The organism is Haematobacter missouriensis (genome assembly GCF_000740775.1).
In the GTDB taxonomy this organism is placed as follows: Bacteria; Pseudomonadota; Alphaproteobacteria; order Rhodobacterales; family Rhodobacteraceae; genus Haematobacter; species Haematobacter missouriensis.
In genome coordinates this window covers 100,303-118,219 of sequence record NZ_JFGS01000011.1, presented here as the reverse complement: position 1 = coordinate 118,219, position 17,917 = coordinate 100,303, and the positions used below count along the sequence as shown (strand labels likewise).

19 protein-coding genes are annotated in these 17,917 nt (G+C 65.1%); 9 read left to right on the top strand and 10 right to left on the bottom strand.

The window, feature by feature from the left end; genetic code table 11:
* Positions 1-4 precede the first annotated feature (4 nt).
* The 4 genes from CG51_RS09215 to CG51_RS19115 all read left to right on the top strand — a co-directional run bounded on the left by CG51_RS09215 (position 5) and on the right by CG51_RS19115 (position 3,931).
* Positions 5-1,300, top strand: coding sequence for a citrate synthase (locus CG51_RS09215; protein ID WP_035744194.1), 1,296 nt, complete (start codon positions 5-7; stop codon positions 1,298-1,300).
* A gap of 139 nt (positions 1,301-1,439) precedes the next feature.
* Positions 1,440-2,606 (top strand): tonB-system energizer ExbB, encoded by a 1,167-nt coding sequence (gene exbB / locus CG51_RS09210; protein WP_051930329.1) that lies wholly within the window; start codon positions 1,440-1,442, stop codon positions 2,604-2,606.
* A 3-nt stretch (positions 2,607-2,609) separates the two neighbouring features.
* A complete protein-coding gene (gene exbD, locus CG51_RS09205; protein ID WP_035744146.1) occupies positions 2,610-3,056 on the top strand; it encodes a TonB system transport protein ExbD in 447 nt (148 codons plus the stop codon).
* Positions 3,053-3,931, top strand: a complete 879-nt coding sequence (locus CG51_RS19115) for an energy transducer TonB family protein (RefSeq protein WP_051930319.1) — start codon at positions 3,053-3,055, stop codon at positions 3,929-3,931. The genes exbD and CG51_RS19115 overlap by 4 nt, the downstream gene beginning before the upstream one ends.
* 271 nt (positions 3,932-4,202) lie before the next feature.
* Here CG51_RS19115 and CG51_RS09195 read toward each other — a convergent pair whose 3' ends face one another.
* The 9 genes from CG51_RS09195 to CG51_RS09155 all read right to left on the bottom strand — a co-directional run bounded on the left by CG51_RS09195 (position 4,203) and on the right by CG51_RS09155 (position 12,698).
* The gene (locus CG51_RS09195) at positions 4,203-4,979 is read right to left on the bottom strand and encodes an enoyl-CoA hydratase-related protein (protein ID WP_035744143.1); all 777 of its coding nucleotides are present in this window, start codon (positions 4,977-4,979) and stop codon (positions 4,203-4,205) included.
* Positions 4,980-5,053: 74 nt separating this feature from the next.
* Positions 5,054-5,509, bottom strand: a complete 456-nt coding sequence (locus tag CG51_RS09190) for a cytochrome c-type biogenesis protein (protein WP_035744142.1) — start codon at positions 5,507-5,509, stop codon at positions 5,054-5,056.
* Positions 5,506-7,479 (bottom strand): heme lyase CcmF/NrfE family subunit, encoded by a 1,974-nt coding sequence (locus tag CG51_RS09185; RefSeq protein WP_035744190.1) that lies wholly within the window; start codon positions 7,477-7,479, stop codon positions 5,506-5,508. Before CG51_RS09185 ends, CG51_RS09190 begins: the two co-directional genes overlap by 4 nt.
* Before the next feature lie 558 nt (positions 7,480-8,037).
* Positions 8,038-8,418 (bottom strand): holin family protein, encoded by a 381-nt coding sequence (locus CG51_RS09180; RefSeq protein ID WP_051930317.1) that lies wholly within the window; start codon positions 8,416-8,418, stop codon positions 8,038-8,040.
* Positions 8,409-9,038 (bottom strand): holin-associated N-acetylmuramidase, encoded by a 630-nt coding sequence (locus tag CG51_RS09175; RefSeq protein ID WP_035744140.1) that lies wholly within the window; start codon positions 9,036-9,038, stop codon positions 8,409-8,411. Before CG51_RS09175 ends, CG51_RS09180 begins: the two co-directional genes overlap by 10 nt.
* 540 nt (positions 9,039-9,578) lie before the next feature.
* On the bottom strand, positions 9,579-10,025 hold the full coding sequence (gene ccmE / locus CG51_RS09170) for a cytochrome c maturation protein CcmE (protein WP_035744138.1): 447 nt from the start codon (positions 10,023-10,025) through the stop codon (positions 9,579-9,581).
* A gap of 9 nt (positions 10,026-10,034) precedes the next feature.
* Complete coding sequence (argC, locus tag CG51_RS09165; RefSeq protein WP_035744137.1) at positions 10,035-11,063, bottom strand: N-acetyl-gamma-glutamyl-phosphate reductase; 1,029 nt, start codon at positions 11,061-11,063, stop codon at positions 10,035-10,037.
* 92 nt (positions 11,064-11,155) lie between these two features.
* The gene (locus CG51_RS09160; protein WP_035744136.1) at positions 11,156-11,782 is read right to left on the bottom strand and encodes a hypothetical protein; all 627 of its coding nucleotides are present in this window, start codon (positions 11,780-11,782) and stop codon (positions 11,156-11,158) included.
* A 103-nt stretch (positions 11,783-11,885) separates the two neighbouring features.
* Positions 11,886-12,698: a glutamate racemase gene (locus CG51_RS09155; protein WP_035744135.1), complete on the bottom strand. Its 813-nt coding sequence runs from the start codon at positions 12,696-12,698 to the stop codon at positions 11,886-11,888.
* A gap of 251 nt (positions 12,699-12,949) precedes the next feature.
* Between CG51_RS09155 and CG51_RS09150 the strand changes: the two genes are divergently transcribed.
* On the top strand, positions 12,950-13,858 hold the full coding sequence (locus CG51_RS09150) for a LysR family transcriptional regulator (RefSeq protein WP_035744132.1): 909 nt from the start codon (positions 12,950-12,952) through the stop codon (positions 13,856-13,858).
* 72 nt (positions 13,859-13,930) lie between these two features.
* On the opposite strand, the gene CG51_RS09145 is transcribed toward CG51_RS09150, so the two are convergent.
* Positions 13,931-14,179 carry a hypothetical protein gene (locus CG51_RS09145; protein ID WP_035744131.1) on the bottom strand — a complete coding sequence of 83 codons (249 nt, stop codon included), beginning with the start codon at positions 14,177-14,179 and terminating at the stop codon, positions 13,931-13,933.
* Between the two features lie 27 nt (positions 14,180-14,206).
* Between CG51_RS09145 and purL the strand changes: the two genes are divergently transcribed.
* The 4 genes from purL to CG51_RS09125 all read left to right on the top strand — a co-directional run bounded on the left by purL (position 14,207) and on the right by CG51_RS09125 (position 17,795).
* A complete protein-coding gene (purL, locus tag CG51_RS09140) occupies positions 14,207-16,369 on the top strand; it encodes a phosphoribosylformylglycinamidine synthase subunit PurL (protein WP_035744130.1) in 2,163 nt (720 codons plus the stop codon).
* A gap of 117 nt (positions 16,370-16,486) precedes the next feature.
* Complete coding sequence (locus CG51_RS09135; RefSeq protein WP_035744128.1) at positions 16,487-16,729, top strand: BolA/IbaG family iron-sulfur metabolism protein; 243 nt, start codon at positions 16,487-16,489, stop codon at positions 16,727-16,729.
* Between the two features lie 44 nt (positions 16,730-16,773).
* Positions 16,774-17,151: a Grx4 family monothiol glutaredoxin gene (gene grxD / locus CG51_RS09130; protein ID WP_035744127.1), complete on the top strand. Its 378-nt coding sequence runs from the start codon at positions 16,774-16,776 to the stop codon at positions 17,149-17,151.
* Entirely contained in the window at positions 17,148-17,795 is a 648-nt protein-coding gene (locus tag CG51_RS09125) for a bifunctional 4-hydroxy-2-oxoglutarate aldolase/2-dehydro-3-deoxy-phosphogluconate aldolase (protein ID WP_035744125.1), read from the top strand. Before grxD ends, CG51_RS09125 begins: the two co-directional genes overlap by 4 nt.
* Positions 17,796-17,917: the final 122 nt, after the last annotated feature.

The window sequence follows — 17,917 nt, the reverse complement described above, 5'->3', positions numbered from 1 at the left end:
TGACATGGCAGAGACGAGCAAGAAGGCGACGCTGACATTCGAAGGCAAGACCATCGAATTGCCGATCATGTCGCCAACACTCGGCCCGGACGTGCTGGATATCCGCAAGCTGTATGCGCAGGGCGACGTGTTCACCTTCGATCCGGGCTTCACCTCGACCGCCGCCTGCGAATCCACGATCACCTATATCGACGGCGACAAGGGCGAGCTTCTGTATCGCGGCTACCCGATCGAGCAACTGGCCGCCGAGTCGCACCACCTGGAAGTCTGCTACCTGCTGCTCTACGGAGAGCTGCCCACGGCCAAGCAACTCGCCGATTTCGAGACGCTGGTCACACGCCATACCATGGTGCATGAGCAGATGACCAACTTCTTCCGCGGCTTCCGCCGGGACGCGCATCCGATGGCGACCATGGTCGGCGTCGTGGGGGCGATGTCCGCCTTCTATCACGACTCCACCGACATCAACGATCCGTGGCAGCGTGAGGTGGCCGCCATCCGGCTGATCGCGAAGCTGCCGACCATCGCTGCGATGGCGCATAAATATTCTGTCGGCCAGCCGTTCGTGTATCCGCGGAACGATCTCGATTACGCATCGAACTTCCTTTACATGTGCTTCGCCGTCCCGGCGGAGGAGTACAAGGTCAATCCGATCCTCGCGAAAGCGCTCGACCGGATCATGATGCTGCACGCCGATCACGAGCAGAACGCCTCCACCTCCACGGTGCGTCTGGCCGGGTCTTCGGGTGCGAACCCGTTCGCCTGCATCGCGGCCGGCATCGCCTGTCTCTGGGGGCCGGCACACGGCGGCGCGAACCAGGCGGCGCTGGAAATGCTGCGCCAGATCGGCACTGTGGACAAGATCCCGGAATACATTGCCAAGGCGAAGGACAAGAACGATCCGTTCCGCCTGATGGGCTTCGGCCACCGGGTTTACAAGAACTTCGACCCGCGCGCCAAGGTGATGAAGGAAAGCGCCGACGAGGTGCTTGGCCTGCTCGGGGTCGAGAACAACCCGACGCTCCAGGTTGCCAAGGAACTGGAGCGCATCGCGCTGGAAGACGACTACTTCATCGAGAAGAAGCTCTATCCGAACGTGGACTTCTACTCCGGCATCATCCTCGAGGCGATGGGTTTCCCGACAGCGATGTTCACGCCGATCTTCGCGCTGTCCCGCACGGTTGGCTGGATCTCTCAGTGGAAGGAGATGATCTCCGATCCGCAAATGAAGATCGGCCGTCCGCGCCAGCTCTACGTGGGCGCGACGGCCCGCGATTACAGCGATATCAAGTCGCGCTGATCGCATCAAACCGCCTGCCGAGGCCGCCCTTAAGGGCGGCCTCTTTCATTTCCGGGTGTTTCTGGCAGTTTTAGGGGTGCAACTTTTGAAACACGGGCGTATGGAGGGGCGGGAAAAGTTGACAAAAAGAATCTGCATCATGCTGAAAGCCCCGTCGAAGACCAAGTTCAGCCGGGCAGCAGGCGCTGCCGTCGCCTTCGCTCTTCTTTCCAGTGGTGCGATGGCGCAGGACGCGCCGCAGCCGCAGGTCCAGCCACGGGCCCCGGAAATCACGGCGCCCTCTGCCCCCGCACTTCCCACCGGGGAGGGCAGTGGTGCCCCCGCCGCAGAAAGCGCGCCCGCTGCCGCGCCCTCCCCCACCGGAGCGGCGCCAGAAGCGAGTGCTCCTGCGACGCCGGCTGATGGTGCTTCCAACGCCCCCTCGGCTGCGCAGCCTGGCGGTACCACGCCGGAGACAGCAGCCACGCCCTCCCTGACGCCTTCCCCGACGGACGGCACAGCGACCGACGCTGCGGCAGACGCGGGCATCCCTCTCGGCACCGGGTCGGCAGAAGCGCTTGCGCCGGAAGCGTTGGCGATCCCGGCCGATACACTGCCTCATGACCTTTCCCCCTGGGGGATGTTCATGGCCGCCGACATGGTGGTGAAAGGGGTCATGCTCGGCCTTGCCCTTGCCTCGCTGGCCTGCTGGACGATCCTCGTGGTCAAGGCTTTCGAGATCGCGGGCGCCAAGCGGAACGCGAACCGCGCCCTGCGGGCCATCCACAGCGCACAGACGCTGGAAGAGGCGCGCGTCTCTGCGGGCAACCGCAAGGATCCCGCCGCCTTCATGCTCCGCGCCGCCGAAGAAGAATACCAGCGGTCCGAAGCCGCGATCGAGGATGCGGGCGGCGAAGGCGTGAAGGAACGCGTCTCGTCCCTGCTCGGCCGGATCGAGCTTCAGGCCGGACGCCGCCTGTCGCGCGGCACGGGCATTCTGGCCACCGTCGGCTCCATCGCACCCTTTGTCGGCCTGTTCGGCACGGTCTGGGGCATCATGAATTCCTTCATCGGCATCTCTGAATCCCAGACGACCAACCTTGCCGTCGTCGCGCCGGGGATCGCAGAGGCGCTGCTCGCCACCGCCATCGGCCTTGTCGCCGCTATTCCGGCAGTGGTGATCTACAACATGTTTGCCCGCTCCATCACCGGCTACCGTGCACTGCTCGGCGATGCCGGCGCCGGGATCGAACGCCTTGTGAGCCGGGACCTCGACTTCCGCAACCTACGGCGCGGCGGCCTGCGTCACCGTCAGGCGGCGGAGTGAACCATGGCAGGCGGCATCCGCGAAAATCAGGGCGACGACCTTCCCGAAGCACATGAGATCAACGTCACGCCGTTCATCGACGTGATGCTCGTGCTGCTCATCATCTTCATGGTGGCAGCCCCGCTGGCGACGGTCGATGTGAAGGTTGATCTGCCCGCCTCCACCGCCCAACCCGCGCAACGGCCGGACAAGCCGCTCTACGTCACCGTGGGGTCGGACCTCGGCCTGTCGATCGGCAATGACCCGGTGACGGAGGATGGGCTGAAGGCGGCGCTGGACACGTTCACGGGCGGCGATCACGAGCAGCGGGTCTTCCTGCGCGCCGACAAGACGGTGGCCTACGGCGACCTGATGGAAGTGATGAACAAACTGCGCAAGGCGGGCTATCTCAAGATCGCGCTGGTCGGGCTGGAGAGTTTCGCGACACCGCCCGCGGGGTTGCAGCCATGACCGCCACCCATGTCGACTGGACCGACACCATCGGAACGGGTCGTCGGCTGGGTGAAGTGTCGCTCTGGGCCGGGGGCGCTGTGCTGGTGATCGGCGTTCACATGGCTGCCGCGGCCTATCTTCTGAACCATACCGCACCGCCACCGCCCGGCATGCCGGAAACCTATGTGATCGACATCGCGCCGGAGATGTTCGCCGCGCCGGAGGATCTGGTCTCCGACGATTCTCCCATGGCGATGCAGGCCGCGCCCGACCTGCCGCAGGCCCCGGAGGAGATCGAGGCGGAGGACATGCCCGACCCCGTGACCGACCCGATCCAGCAGGCGGAGCTGACACCGCCGCCGGATATCACTCCGCCCGATACGCAGCCCATCATGGATGAGCCGCCCCCGCCCGAGCCGGTGGAGGAACTGCCCACGGTCGCCGAGCAGGCGGAGGTCGCCTTGCCCCAGGTCTCCTCTCCCCCGCCGCCGCGGCCACAGCGCCGTCAGGCCACAACCACGCGGCCACCCGCGCCGCAGACACAGGCTCCGCCCCGTGTGGAGGCCCCGCGTGCCGAAGCCGCCGCCGCGCCCCGCGCAGCGCAGGGTGCCAGCAATGCGCAGGTCGAGCAGAAGTGGCGCGACCGGGCCTATGCCGTGGTGGCGCGGCACATGAAACGGTGGCGGAACACCAGCCGCCGGCCGCTGACCGTCATGATGACCATTCAGCACGATGCAGGCGGGCGGATCACCGCCGTGTCGCTGCGTGGCTCGACGGGGGATGCGCGGCTCGACCAGTCGCTGAATGCCCATGCGCAACGGCTGCCGAACCTGCCTCCGCATCCGGGCGGCGGCGGGACGGTAAGCGTACCGCTGGTGCTGGAGGGGCTGTAGGCCCCGCCAACAGGCTGCCGAAAGAGCATTCCGGCGTTGCCCCGGGGCGGTGATCTTTCCTCACATTGTTGGAGAGCGCCCCGGAAACCGCAAGTTTTGGCGCGTGACCGAACCGATTTCTCTGGGCGCAAGCCCGGGGAGATGCCCGGCTTTTTCGGCAGTCTGTCCATGGGCTGCCGTAGGACTGCGCCGGTTCGCGCGGTTTTCCGGCCTCCGCCCATTGGAGCCCGTTGCCGCTTGAAGCCCGCCGTCGCGCCTGCCCGGCGGACGCTTACTCGCCGCGGAAGACCGGTTGCCGCTTTTCCCGGAAAGCGGCAACACCTTCCACGAAATCGGCTGTCCTGCCACAGGCCGCCTGCAACTCCGCCTCCAGCGCAAGTTGCGCAGGAAGGTCGTTGTCGAGGCTTTGGCGCAGCGCCTGTTTCACCGCGCCGAAAGCGGCGCTTGGGCCGAGGGCGAGTTGCATGGCGCGGCGCTGCCAGTGCGAGCGGAACTGCTCATCCGGCACCGCCTCCCAGATCATGCCCCAGTCCGCCGCCGTGCGCGCGGGAACCGGATCGGCAAAGAGCATGGCCCCCATCGCGCGGGCGAAACCGATCTGCCGGGGGAGGAAATAGGTGCCGCCCGCATCCGGGATCAGCCCGATACGGGTGAATGCCTGCAAAAACACAGCGCTTTCCGCCGCGATCACCACATCGGCCGCCAAGGCGAGATTGGCCCCCGCCCCGGCCGCTACGCCGTTCACCGCGGCGATCACTGGGACCGGACAATCCGCGATGGCGCGCAGCATCGGCTCATATTCCTCACGCAGAACGCGGCCGAGATCCATCGGGCCATCACCGCTCTCCGTCAGGTTCTGCCCGGAACAGAAGGCGCGCCCCTCGCCCGTCAGAACCAGCACCCGCGCACCGAGGGAGGGCGCTTCCTGCACCGCGCGGCTGATCTCGCTCCTCATGCGGGAGGAGAGCGCATTCATCGCACGCGGATCGTTCAGCGTGATGACGCCCACACCTTCGTGCTGCTGCCAGAGAATGGTTTCGTAGGTCATGAGTGCCTCCCTTTGCCGAAGGAGCATAGCCACGCCCAGGGCCCGCGGAAGGGACAACCTTGCGTCACCCGGCGCTACTCTCCAAGGATGCGGCGCACCTTCTCCGCCTCTGCCTCGGTCAGCGGCTCGGGCCGCTCCCCACTGGAGTCGCGGCGGCGGACATAGGCAAAGGCGATACCTCCCGCCGCCAGCAACATGACCGGGCCGGCAAGCCACAGCACCCAGTTCATTCCGGTCACCGTCGGCTGGAGCAGCACGAATTCCCCGTAACGGTCGACGACGTAATCAATGACTTCCGCATCGCTGTCACCCGCCAGAAGCCGCTCCCGCACCAGAAGGCGCAGATCGCGGGCAATACCAGCGTTCGACTCGTCGATATTCTCGTTCCGGCACTGGGTGCAGCGGAGACCCTGGCTGATATGCCTTGCCCGGGCTTCCAGACCCGGGTCTGACAGCATCTCGTCAGGCTGAACGGCAAATGCGGGACCGGCAAGCAGCAGAACCGCAACCAGCAGGCGCAGGATCCTCATTCCGCCGCGACCTGCACGGGGGATTGGCGTCGCGCGCCCGCCGCGACGCGGTAGCGCCGATCCGTCAGACTGAGCACACCGCCCAGCGACATCAGGAGGGCGCCACCCCAGATCCAGTTGGCGAAGGGCTTGATGTAGCTGCGGACGGCCCAGCCGCCCCCCGTCTGCGGATCGCCGATGACGAGGTAGATGTCGCGCAGGAAGCCGTTGTGGATCGCCGCCTCCGTCGTGGGCATTCCGGCGACGGGGTAGAAGCGTTTCTCCGGGTGCATGGTGGCAATGAAGCGCCCCCCCTCCCGCACCGTCATGTCGGCGGTCGTGGACTGGAAGTTTGGCCCCTGCACCCGCCGGACGCCATCGAGCGTGATGGTATATTGCCCGACGGGGAAGCTCTCGCCCGTCTGGACGACGCGGATATCCTCCACATTCCATGCGAGCATCGCGGCAATGCCGATGAATGTCACGCCAAGGCCGCCATGCGCGACCGCCCGGCCCCAGTCCGCCCGCGGCAGGCGGGTCAGGCGGCCAAGCCGGCGGTGTATCCCCTCCCGCCCGGTGCGCTGCCACAGGTCCACGCCCGCGCCAAGGATCAGCCAGACGCCCAATCCCACGCCGATCGGACCCAGCGCGGAATGCCCGGACTGTACCGCATAGACCAGCAGACCGATGGCCACGGACAGCACCAGCGCCCCCCGCAACGGGAGCAGGACCCGCCGCATCTCACCCCGTTTCCAGGGCAGGAGGGCGCCCGCCGGCAGGATCAGCGCCAGCACGACCATGAAGGGGGTGAAGGCGGCATCGAAGAACGGCGGCCCGACGGAAAGGACACGCCCGAAGGCCAGTTCCGCCACCAACGGCCAGATCGTTCCGATGAACACCACGAAGGCTGCGACGGCCAGCAGGATGTTATTGGCCACCAGCGCGGATTCACGACTGGCGAGGCTGAAGATGCCCTTGGCCTGCATCGATCCTGCCCGCGCGGCATAGAGCGTGAGCGCGCCGCCCACGAATACCGCGAGGATGGCAAGGATGAACACGCCCCGTGTCGGATCCGACGCAAAGGCATGGACGGAGGTGATCACACCGGACCGCACGATGAAGGTGCCGACGAGCGAGAAACCGAAGGCAAGGATCGCGAGCAGGATCGTCCAGCTTTTCAGCGCCTCCCGCTTTTCCACCACGATGGCGGAATGCAGCAGCGCGGCGGCGATCAGCCACGGCATGAAGGAGGCGTTCTCCACCGGATCCCAGAACCAGAAGCCACCCCAACCCAGTTCGTAATAGGCCCACCAGCTTCCCAGCGCGATGCCGATGGTCAGGAAAAGCCATGCGGCCAGCGTCCACGGACGGACCCAGCGCGCCCAGGCGGCATCCACCTTCCCCTCGATCATCGCGGCGACGGCGAAGGAGAAGGACATGGAGAGCCCGACGTAGCCGAGGTAAAGAAAGGGCGGATGGAAGGCGAGGCCCGGATCCTGCAACAACGGATTCAGATCCGTCCCGTTGAAAGGCGGTACCGCGAGGCGCAGGAACGGGTTCGATGTGAACAGGATGAAGGCAAGAAAGGCTACACCGATCGACGCCTGGACCGACAGCACCCGTGCCCGCAGCCGGTCGGGCAGATTGCCGCCGAACCAGCCCGCACAGGCCCCGAACAGTGCAAGGATCAGCACCCACAGGAGCATCGACCCTTCATGATTGCCCCAGACGCCCGCGACCTTGTAGAGCATCGGCTTGTCGGTATGCGAATTGGCAACCACCAGCCGCACCGAGAAATCCGACGTCACGAAGGCATAGGTCAAGGCAGCAAAGGAGAAAGCGAGCAGCAGGAACTGCGCCGAGGCCGCAGGCTCCCCCACCGCCATCCACGCACGCCAACCCTTCTGCGCACCCACGAAGGGAACGACCATCTGCAGGATGGCCACCATGAAGGCGAGGATGAGGGCGAAGTGGCCAAGCTCTACAAACATGCCGCCGATCATATGCCCTGTCCGCAGCCGCGCCAATCCCCCGGAAGTCTGGTCGCGCGGCAGTGATGTCGCGGGGCGGAGACGGAGAAGGCGCGGGGCGAAAACCCGGAATTATTGGAACTGTCCCGAGCCAGCTCCTGCGAATGACGCTTCGGGAAACGCCGGGCTGAAATTCGGCAGGTCAATTCGCCCCGAATGGAGCAATTTTCCGCTTCATTGACCGCGGAACGCGCTGCTGAGAAGGACTTTCAAACCTGTGCTGGCGCGGAAATCGGTGACGATCTGACGAAACCAAGCCGGAAACCTATACATTTCGAATTATAGCAGGGCCGCGTTTCCCGATTTCCAGGACATAAACAGGACGGTGCAGAGTGTTTTCAACAGCCAGTCAGGCATTTGCTCCCCCGGTTTGATAGTGCGATCCTTTCTTTGGAATGGAAGGAGGCGCTTGGGACAAGTTCGAGAGACCATCCAGCTCTCGCACGGCCGGAGCCTCCGGCGGATTGGCAGGGGAAGCGGCTTCTTCACACTCCCCGCCAGCATCCGCGCCACGCCATGTCAGCCGTCATCGCTTGGCGGGGCTGGTCGTGAAGAGCGGAGATAATGCGCCTCGCGCGCGCCGAAGTGGAAGGAGACGACCGCCCCCAGCAACCACCACAGCGGCTCCGGCACGGCAGCGAGGCCCGTCATCCGCCGCGCGAAGGCGTCGGGGTCGGTCATCGCATGGATGAACAGACCGATCGTTCCGAGCGCAAGAAACGGGCGCGGCAGGCGGTTCAGCCCGTCTACGATCCGGTCATAGCGCGAAAGCTCACCCGACTTGCGCAGCAGGACATCCTCCCCCCGTTCTGCCGCCCGCGTGGCGATCTGGCCGAAGAGCGCGGCGGCCGCCCCCAGGGCCTCCACCGCCCGCAGCCCCGCGCGGGGTGTCAGAGCCATGCCGCCACCCGTGCGCGATGCTGGGCCGCGGTGTAGTGCAGCGCCGCCGGCAGGAACGCCTCTGCCCGGACGATCCAGCCCCCCTTTCCCCCGTCGCGGCGCAGGCAGTACTTGCGGCTGGCGGGCCGCCTGTCGGCGAGGCGGTAATAATAATCCCGCCGCGCGATGCCATAGCTTTCCGCCAGCCGGTCCTCCCCCGCCTGACGGGCGGCGCGGCGGGCAGCGGCGGCGGTCTGCGGACCGACGATACCGTCCACGACGCAGGGCTGGCCCAGACGGCCCAGCATCTCCTGCAACAGACGCACGCCGGTATCGCCGGAATGGACGCGCATGTCGAAAACCGGCGGCTGAAGCGCGCTTGGCAACAGGTCGAGCCGCGGCCTGCGCCAGTAGTGCTCAAGATAGATGTCCGTGGCCATCGGCGGGGTAAGCGCCAGCAAGTCATTCTCCGTCACCCGCCCGTCTCCGTCGATGTCCAGCCCTAGCGCGCGCAGAGTGGTGAGCGTGATGCCAAGATTGGTGGCCCCGCCTGGATCGTCGGGGTCGTTGACATAGCCGCCTTCGCGCATAACGATTTGCTCGGCGACACGGCGGATCGACAGATGGCGGCTCGACGGCATGACAGTCCCTTTCTGAGCGGTTGCTCTGATCGGGGCATCATGGCCGAGGATGTCTAAGGTGAGGTTTGAGCACCGTGCGTTGCGTGGTGTGCCGCATGTTACTGACCGGACATCGCTGTTCAGCGAAGGCATTCGGGCAACGAGCGGAATTCGCGGTGCATGGCTGAATGGAGGTTCCGCTGGCCGCTGGCAGGTTGCTGAAAAGGCTTTCTCGCCTGTGTTGGAGCGGAAATCGTGCGCCATCTGACGAAATCCAGCCCGAAATCCATATACTTCCGCGCGTTTCCGGGCCGATTTTCCGATTTCCGGCGCTAGGTATGACACTTAGGGACTTTTTTCAGCAGCCTGCTGGTCGGGGACGGGATCGCCGGAGCAGTCTGAGAAACCGGGGCCGACAAGGGCGCCGTGTATGGTCCGGTAGGGTCAATGCCTGTGCAGCGGTAAGGCTGCGATGGAGGGGAAGCAGGGCCGATCATCGGGCAGGCAGGTCCGGCCAGGCCAGACCCGCTGAAATCGGCAAGCGCCCGACCCTCCGAGGGGTCAGCTCGCGCCCGGATCCTTGTAAACGCCCTGTTCCTTGAGCGCGTCCACGACCTCTTTCGGCATATAAGTCTCATCGTGCTTGGCGAGGATTTCGCTCGCCTCGAAGACACCGCCAACAAGCCTGCCCATGCCGACCATGCCCTCATCCTCGCCGAACAGGTCCGGAAGGACGCCGGTGAATGTCACGGGCACGGAAGCCCCGCCATCCGTGACACGGAAACTTACCGTCGTGCCCTCCCCCCGGACAAGACTGCCCTTTTCGACCAGGCCGCCGATGCGGAAAACCTCGCTGGGGCCGGGTGGTGCCTCCACCACCTGACTGGGCGAGCGGAAGAAGTTGATGCCGTCACGCATCGCGTAACCGATCATGGCGGTGGAGAGCGCCAGCGCCACCACTGCCACGAGGATCACCTGAATCCTGCGCTTTTTCTTCAGCCCCTTCATCCGGCCCCCTTACGGGAAGACGGGAGCCAGTGTCAGCCCCGCCGTCTCCTCCACCCCGAGCATCAGGTTCGCATTCTGGATCGCCTGACCAGACGACCCCTTGGCAAGGTTGTCAAGCGCCGCGACGACCATGGCGCGACCGGGAATGCGATCGCCGATCACGCCGATATGGACATAATTGCTGCCGCGGACATGACGGGTGGAGGGCAAGGCGCCGAAGGGCAGGACGTGCAGGAACGGCTCCGCCGCGTAGCGCTCCGCCAGCGCCCGGTGCACGGCCTGCGGATCGCCCTTCACATAGACATTGGCGAGGATGCCGCGATTCATCGGCAGCAGATGCGGCGTGAACTGCACCCGGACGGGGCGTCCAGCTGCCCGGGAGAATTCCTGATCGAACTCGCCCAGATGGCGGTGAGTGCCGCCCGCAGAATAGGGATGTGCGCCTTCGGACAATTCCGCGTGAAGATTCGGCTCCTTCAGGCTGCGGCCCGCCCCGGAGACGCCTGCCTTCAGATCGATCAGGATATCGTCAAGGTCGATCACCCCGGCCTCTATCAGCGGACGGAGCGCATACTGGCCGGTCGCGGCGTTGCAACCGGTGCCCGCGACGAGGCGCGCCTCCCGGATGTCGTCACGATAGAATTCGGTGAGGCCGTAGACGGCCTCCTTCTGAAGCTCCAGGGCAGCGTGCGGCTTGCCATACCATTTCTCGTATTCCGCCGGATCGCGAAGCCGGAAATCGGCGGAGAGATCGACGATCTTCAGATCGCGCGGAAGCGCGCTGATAACGGCCTGCGACGTGGCATGGGGCAACGCGCAAAAGCACAGGTCCACCTTCGCGAAATCCACATCCTCGATCTTTTCCAGATCGGGGAGGCTCATGTGGCGCAAGAAGGGGAAGACGTCGCCCATGGACATACCGGCCTTTCGGTCGCCGGTGAGCGCGGCGATACGCAGCTCGGGATGCGTAGCGATCAGGCGGACAAGTTCCGCTCCGGTGTAGCCGGACGCACCAAGGATGGCGACGGAAAGGGTCATCGGACGGGTTCCCTCTTACATGGACGATCGGGGCAGGACGCTCCCGACCGGCCCCTTCAGCGGCCCCCTTTTCGACCGCGCCACCCCCAAGGTCAAGAAGCCGCTGCGTCGCGCCTCCGGCGAAGCGCGAAAAGGCTGCCTGCGCCGAGCACGGAGCCAAGCAGCGCAAGGCCAGTCGGGAGCGGAACGGCGGCGGGAACCTCCGACTGAACGCGACCCGTCGTGGGAGCCATCAGCCCGTTGATTGCATAACCCATCTCACCGTGGGTGTTGTAGAATGCAAGGTAGAGAGTGCCCTCGAACGCCTCCTCCAGCGAGAGTTGGAGGAGGCGGTCCGCCTGCTGGCTCCAGTCTATCTGGACGGTGCCGAGCGTCGCCCCGGACCAACCCCACGGAAACCCCGTCAGCGAATACATCAGCGTGGAGCCGGCGGAGTAGGAATAGCCCATGCGCGAGCCGGACGAAAAGCTGATCGTCAGCTCCCGAGGGCCGGTGGGAAGATCGAATCGGAACATGTCATAGCCACCCGCCGTCGTACCCGTGACCGAGGACACGCCCGAGATGACGCTGGGGCTTGACCAATCCTGACTGAACATCCCGACATCCGCTTCGCTCAAGGTGGCGGCTGTGGCAGGACCGGCCAGAAACCCCCCGGCTGCGGCGAGGCAGAAAAGGCGGCAGACCGCCCTTGAGGTGAAAGGCCCTGAGGTGAAACGCATCGTCGATCCCCTGTGATGACGGCAGGAAGATCGCTCCGCTCACGCGCGGACACAAGGAAATCGTTCAGAAATATATATTCAATATTAATGGTTTAACGATTTTTTACGCCGCCTCGAACTCCAGACGACGGCGGAGAAACTGGGTGGCCTTGTGGGAGACGGCGACGGGATCGCCCGTGGTCAGGAAACGCGATGCCTCTCCCCTGCCCCGCATGTCGGGATGGCGAGAGAGATAGTCGGCGAGGCTCTCCGCCACGATGTCGGCCTGCGAATAGACCTTCACCGCCGGTCCCAGCGCCTCGCGGAACACACGCTCCAGAAGGGGGTAGTGGGTACAGCCGAGGATGGCGGCCTGCGGGCTGGGCATGCGGCGTTTGAGCGCCTCCACATGGGAATGGACAAGCGCCTCGGCCAGCATCTCGTCCCCCTGCTCGATCGCGTCGACGACACCGGCGCAGGGCTGGGCTTCCACATCCACGCCGATGGCGCGAAAGGCCAGTTCGCGCTGAAACGCGCGGGAAGAGACGGTGGCGGGCGTGGCAAAGAGTGCGACGTGCTGCACGGCGACTTCCCTCGGGGGGGAGTTGTCGCCCCATTGCCGCTCCGTCAGCGCCTCGATCAGCGGCACGAAGACGCCCAGCACCCGCTTGTCCGCAGGCATCCATGTCTCCTGCATCCGGCGGAGCGCGGCGGCGGACGCGGTGTTGCAGGCGAGAATCACCAGATCGCAGCCTTCTTCCCACAGCCGCTCCACGGACCGGCAGGTCAGGTTGAAGATGTCGTCAGGCGTCCGCACGCCGTAGGGCGCATGGGCATTGTCACCCAGATAGACGAAAGGAACATCCGGCAGGCGGCGGGCCACGGCGTCGAGCACGGTCAGCCCGCCAAGCCCCGAATCAAATACTCCGACCGCCATAACCACACCTCCGACTCGCAGGCCCATTGCTTAAGCGGATGGGTCGGGAAAATCCATCGGCGCCATTTCGCTGCGATGCAGCATCGCTCTGCGCCACAATACGCCAAAAATGCGGGCATATATGCCTTAGCGCGGCAGATGAACCGTCTGAGACGCCACTTTGGATGCGAAAGACGCTGCGACGCGGCTTGCACCTGTTGCATGGCTGGCATTCGATTTTATATGAGACCTGTCAGAATGAGGGCTTGAAAATGGACTGGGACAAGCTGCGCATCTTCCACGCGGTGGCCGATGCGGGAAGCCTTACCCATGCGGGCGAGACATTGCACCTGAGCCAGTCTGCGGTGAGCCGTCAGATCCGCGCGCTGGAGGAGAGCCTCAATGCCACCCTGTTCCACCGTCATGCGCGTGGCCTGATCCTGACCGAACAAGGCGAACTGCTGTTCGAGGCCACCGATGCGATGGTCAAACGGCTCGATGCCGCCGCTGCCCGGATCCGGGATTCTTCGGACGAAGTCTATGGTGAGCTGCGGGTGACGACCACGACCGGCTTCGGCACCATCTGGCTCGCGCCGCGGCTGGCCGCGCTCTATGACAAGTATCCCGATCTGAAGATCGACCTGATCCTCGAGGAACGCGTTCTGGACCTGCCCATGCGGGAGGCCGACGTGGCCATCCGCCTGAAGGAGCCGACGCAGGCCGACCTCATCCGCAAGCGGCTGATGAGTGTGAATATCCGCCTTTACGCAAGCCCGGAATATCTGGAGAAGCACGGCACGCCCACGCAGCTATCGGAGCTGAAGGAGCATCGGCTCATCTGCCAGAGCGCGTCCACCCCGCAGGTCACGGCGGGCAAGAACCTCATTCAGATGCTTACCACCTATGAGCCCGGCGCGACGCTGCACGTGAACAACTACTTCGGGGTGCTTCAGGCGGTGCGCAACAACCTCGGCATTGGGGTGCTGCCGCATTACGTGGTCGAATCGGACCCTTCGCTCGTCCGCGTACTGCCCGATGTGGACAGCGGCGAGGTGCCGGTCTTTCTTGCCTATCCCGAGGAGCTTCGCCATTCCAAGCGGGTCGCCGCGTTCCGGGATTTCGTGCTGGAGGAGATTTTCCAGCATCGCAAGAAGCTTCAGGAAGAGGAAATTGATGCCTGAAGATGCCTGCCATACCCATGACACATGTCAGGGTTGCAGGATGCGCAAGGCTCTCGCACTTGATACCCCGGCCTACGGGGCATAGATGATCTCTCGAAGGCGCGGCAGTTGCTGCTGTTCCTTTACCTCCCTGTTGGACTTGGGCCGAGCTTTTGCTCGGCCTTTTTTTTGGTTTTCGCCCGTCTTGCGCCGCAACGCCGAAGAATAGGGCAGCCGGACCCGCCCCTGCACGAAATCCCGCCGCTTCCTGCATGGCCGCCCCTGCATTCCCACCTTTCCGGCGGGGGTGTCATCGCTTAAGGAAGCGCCCATATCTTCCATCCCCGCCAAATCTCCCGGAGACCGCCAATGGACGAGCCCAAGATCACTCCCGACCTGATCGCCGCACACGGGCTGAAGCCGGACGAGTACGACAGCATTCTTGAGATCATCGGCCGCGCGCCGACCTTCACGGAGCTGGGCATCTTCTCCGCCATGTGGAACGAGCACTGCTCCTACAAGTCGTCGAAGAAATGGCTCCGCACGCTCCCGACCACCGGCCCGCAGGTGATCTGCGGCCCGGGCGAGAACGCTGGCGTGGTGGACATCGGCGATGGTCAGGCTGTGGTCTTCAAGATGGAGAGCCACAACCACCCGTCCTACATCGAGCCCTATCAGGGTGCGGCGACCGGCGTGGGTGGCATCCTGCGCGATGTCTTCACCATGGGCGCGCGTCCCATCGCGGCGATGAATGCGCTCTCCTTCGGCGAACCCTCGCATCCCAAGACCGGACATCTGGTCAAGGGCGTGGTCGAGGGCGTGGGCGGTTACGGCAACGCCTTCGGCGTGCCGACGGTGGGAGGTGAGGTCCGCTTCCACCGGGCCTACAACGGCAACTGCCTGGTCAATGCCTTTGCCGCCGGGCTGGCCGATGCGGACAAGATCTTCTACTCCGCCGCCTCCGGCGTGGGGATGCCGGTCGTCTATCTCGGCGCCAAGACGGGGCGTGACGGCGTGGGCGGCGCCACCATGGCCAGCGCGGAATTCGACGACACGATCGAGGAAAAGCGCCCCACCGTGCAGGTCGGTGACCCCTTCACCGAAAAGCGCCTGCTGGAAGCCTGTCTCGAACTGATGAAGACCGGCGCCGTCATCTCCATTCAGGACATGGGTGCGGCGGGGCTGACATGTTCGGCGGTGGAGATGGGCGACAAAGGGGGTCTTGGCATCCGGCTCACGCTCGACGCCGTGCCGCAGCGCGAAACCAACATGACCGCCTACGAGATGATGCTGTCGGAGTCTCAGGAGCGGATGCTCATGGTGCTGCTCCCCGAGAAGGAGGCAGAGGCGAAGGCGATCTTCGACAAATGGGATCTCGACTTCGCCATCGTGGGCGAGACGATCCCGGAGGACCGCTTCCTCATCCTGCACGGCAACGAGGTGAAGGCGGATATCCCGCTTTCCAAGCTCGCCTCCTCCGCGCCTGAATACGACCGCCCCTGGGTGGCGACGCCTGCCGCCGCGCCGCTGGGCGAGTTGCCCGACATCGACCCGATCGACGGGCTGAAGGCGCTTATCGGCTCGCCCAACCATGCCCGCAAGCAGTGGGTATGGGAGCAGTATGACAGCATGGTCATGGCCGACACCGTCCGATCCCCCGGTCTTGGTGCGGGCGTGGTGCGGGTTCATGGCACGCAGAAGGCGCTGGCCTTCACCTCCGACGTGACACCGCGCTACGTGAAGGCGAACCCGGTGGAGGGCGGCAGGCAGGCCGTGGCGGAAGCCTGGCGCAACCTGACGGCGACCGGCGCCCTGCCGCTCGCGGCGACGGACAACCTGAACTTCGGCAATCCGGAGAAGCCGGAGATCATGGGCCAGTTCGTCGGCGCGATCCGCGGCATCGGAGAGGCCTGTCGCGCGCTCGACTTCCCCATCGTCTCGGGCAACGTGTCACTCTACAACGAGACTGACGGCGCGGGGATCCTGCCGACACCCACCATCGGCGCAGTCGGGCTGATCGACGACGTGGCGAACCTGATCGCGGGCCGCCCGGCGGAAGGCATGGTGGCCATTCTGATCGGCGAGACAGCGGGGCATCTCGGCCAGTCAGCACTGGCGGCGGAAGCCTTTGGCATAGAGGCGGGCGACGCCCCCCCGGTCGATCTGGTCGCGGAGCGACGGAACGGTGATTTCCTTCGGGCGAACCGCGGGCTGGTGACGGCGGCCTCCGACCTGTCGGACGGTGGTCTGGCCCTCGCGGCCTTCGAGATGGCGGAGGGTGCGGGCGTGGGTCTGGCGCTGGAGACAGCGGAGATCCCGGCGCTGTTCGGTGAGGATCAGGCACGCTACCTGCTTGCCTGCACCGACGAGGCCGCCGATGCACTGCTTCACGCAGCGACAGCCGCCGGGGTTCCGGCCGAGCGGGTCGGACGCTTCACGGGGAGTGAGTTCCGCATGGGGCATTCGGCCGCGCCGCTGGCGGATCTTTCCGCCCTTTACCGCTCCGCCTTTGAAAAGGCCGTTGCTGCCTGACGCTATCGCCGAGGCATCCTGCCCTGGCTATCTGCCCATCTCCGCTGGCCAAAGCTTGCAGGCCGGGGATGGGCGGATTACATCTTGGGAAACGGAAACAGGACGACGAGCCCCTTCATGCCGATGGAAGCCCAGGATATCGAAAACCTGCTTCGGGAAACGTTCCCCGAAGCCAAGATCGCGATCACCGACCTCGCCGGGGACGGAAACCACTTCGCGGCAGAGGTGATCGACAAGAGCTTTCGCGGGCTGAACCGCGTCCAGCAGCAACGCGCAGTCTATGCCGCGTTGAAGGGCCGGATGGATGGCGCGCATGGCGAGCTTCATGCGCTGGCGCTGACGACCAAGGCACCGGACTGATCTTGCGGGCACCGGCCCGCCCAACCCTAGCTATGAGGACCGAGATGAGCGACACAGCCTCCTCCCCCGTTCAAGACCAGATCCGCGATTTGGTGGACAGCCATGACGTCGTGCTCTTCATGAAGGGGACGAAGTCGATGCCGCAATGCGGGTTCTCCTCCCGTGTCGCGGGCGTACTGAACTACATGGGCGTCGACTATACCGACGTGAACGTGCTGGCCGAGGCGGATATTCGTCAGGGGATCAAGGATTTCTCCGACTGGCCGACCATCCCGCAGCTTTACGTGAAGGGTGAGTTCGTGGGCGGCTGCGATATCGTAACCGAGATGACGCTCTCGGGCGAGCTTGACCAGCTTTTCACTGCCAAGGGCGTCGCCTTCGATCAGGAGGCTGCCGACCGCATCCGCGAGGCCAACGGTTGAGCCTTTCACCATCAGAGGCCAGCCGCCGGACACTGGAAATCTGCCGGAGCGCGCCTGTCATACCGGTCATTCTGATAGAGGATGCCGCCACCGCCGTTCCGATGGCGGAGGCGCTGGTCGCAGGCGGCCTCCCGGTGCTGGAGGTGACGCTGCGCACGCCCGCGGCGCTGGATGCGATCCGCGCGATGGCGAAGGTGGAGGGGGGGATCGTCGGTGCGGGTACCCTGCTTCGCCGGGATGATGTGTTGCGGGCCAAGGACGCCGGCGCGACTTTCGGAGTGTCTCCCGGTGCGACGGACAGCATCCTTGCTGCCTGCGAGGAAGCGGAGTTGCCCCTGCTCCCCGGCGCCTCTACGGCGAGTGAGGTCATGGCCCTGCTGGAGCGCGGCTATACCACGATGAAGTTCTTCCCTGCGGAACCCGCCGGTGGCGTTCCCTTCCTCAAATCGCTCGCCTCGCCTTTGCCTGCCGCGCATTTCTGTCCAACGGGCGGCATCACGCCGGCGAACCTGTCCCGCTATCTCGAACTGCCGAACGTGGTCTGCTGCGGGGGAAGCTGGGTCGTTCCGGCGGACAAGGTGGCCGCTGGCGATTGGGCGGGGATAGAAGCTCTGGCGAGGGCCGCAGCGCATCCTTCGGTCTGACGCCGCTTGCCGGAAGCGGGCCGGGCGACAGGGTCCGGCTACACCGGCGCGGCGCACCGCTCGGTCGCGGCGGATGTTACGCTCGCATCCGAGAAGATCTCCTTCCCCTTGACTGTTCCGCC

Excerpts from the sequence above, each read along its gene's own strand:
- CG51_RS09190 (WP_035744142.1), bottom strand. The coding sequence starts at position 5,509 with ATGAGGATCCTGCGCCTGCTGGTTGCGGTTCTGCTGCTTGCCGGTCCC.
- CG51_RS09160 (WP_035744136.1), bottom strand. The coding sequence starts at position 11,782 with ATGCGTTTCACCTCAGGGCCTTTCACCTCAAGGGCGGTCTGCCGCCTT.
- argC (WP_035744137.1), bottom strand. The coding sequence starts at position 11,063 with ATGACCCTTTCCGTCGCCATCCTTGGTGCGTCCGGCTACACCGGAGCG.
- CG51_RS09215 (WP_035744194.1), top strand. The coding sequence starts at position 5 with ATGGCAGAGACGAGCAAGAAGGCGACGCTGACATTCGAAGGCAAGACC.
- CG51_RS09150 (WP_035744132.1), top strand. The coding sequence starts at position 12,950 with ATGGACTGGGACAAGCTGCGCATCTTCCACGCGGTGGCCGATGCGGGA.
- CG51_RS09185 (WP_035744190.1), bottom strand. The coding sequence starts at position 7,479 with ATGTTTGTAGAGCTTGGCCACTTCGCCCTCATCCTCGCCTTCATGGTG.
- CG51_RS09145 (WP_035744131.1), bottom strand. The coding sequence starts at position 14,179 with ATGGAAGATATGGGCGCTTCCTTAAGCGATGACACCCCCGCCGGAAAG.
- CG51_RS09195 (WP_035744143.1), bottom strand. The coding sequence starts at position 4,979 with ATGACCTACGAAACCATTCTCTGGCAGCAGCACGAAGGTGTGGGCGTC.
- exbD (WP_035744146.1), top strand. The coding sequence starts at position 2,610 with ATGGCAGGCGGCATCCGCGAAAATCAGGGCGACGACCTTCCCGAAGCA.
- CG51_RS09155 (WP_035744135.1), bottom strand. The coding sequence starts at position 12,698 with ATGGCGGTCGGAGTATTTGATTCGGGGCTTGGCGGGCTGACCGTGCTC.
- purL (WP_035744130.1), top strand. The coding sequence starts at position 14,207 with ATGGACGAGCCCAAGATCACTCCCGACCTGATCGCCGCACACGGGCTG.
- exbB (WP_051930329.1), top strand. The coding sequence starts at position 1,440 with ATGCTGAAAGCCCCGTCGAAGACCAAGTTCAGCCGGGCAGCAGGCGCT.
- CG51_RS09175 (WP_035744140.1), bottom strand. The coding sequence starts at position 9,038 with ATGCCGTCGAGCCGCCATCTGTCGATCCGCCGTGTCGCCGAGCAAATC.
- grxD (WP_035744127.1), top strand. The coding sequence starts at position 16,774 with ATGAGCGACACAGCCTCCTCCCCCGTTCAAGACCAGATCCGCGATTTG.
- ccmE (WP_035744138.1), bottom strand. The coding sequence starts at position 10,025 with ATGAAGGGGCTGAAGAAAAAGCGCAGGATTCAGGTGATCCTCGTGGCA.
- CG51_RS09135 (WP_035744128.1), top strand. The coding sequence starts at position 16,487 with ATGCCGATGGAAGCCCAGGATATCGAAAACCTGCTTCGGGAAACGTTC.
- CG51_RS09180 (WP_051930317.1), bottom strand. The coding sequence starts at position 8,418 with ATGGCTCTGACACCCCGCGCGGGGCTGCGGGCGGTGGAGGCCCTGGGG.
- CG51_RS19115 (WP_051930319.1), top strand. The coding sequence starts at position 3,053 with ATGACCGCCACCCATGTCGACTGGACCGACACCATCGGAACGGGTCGT.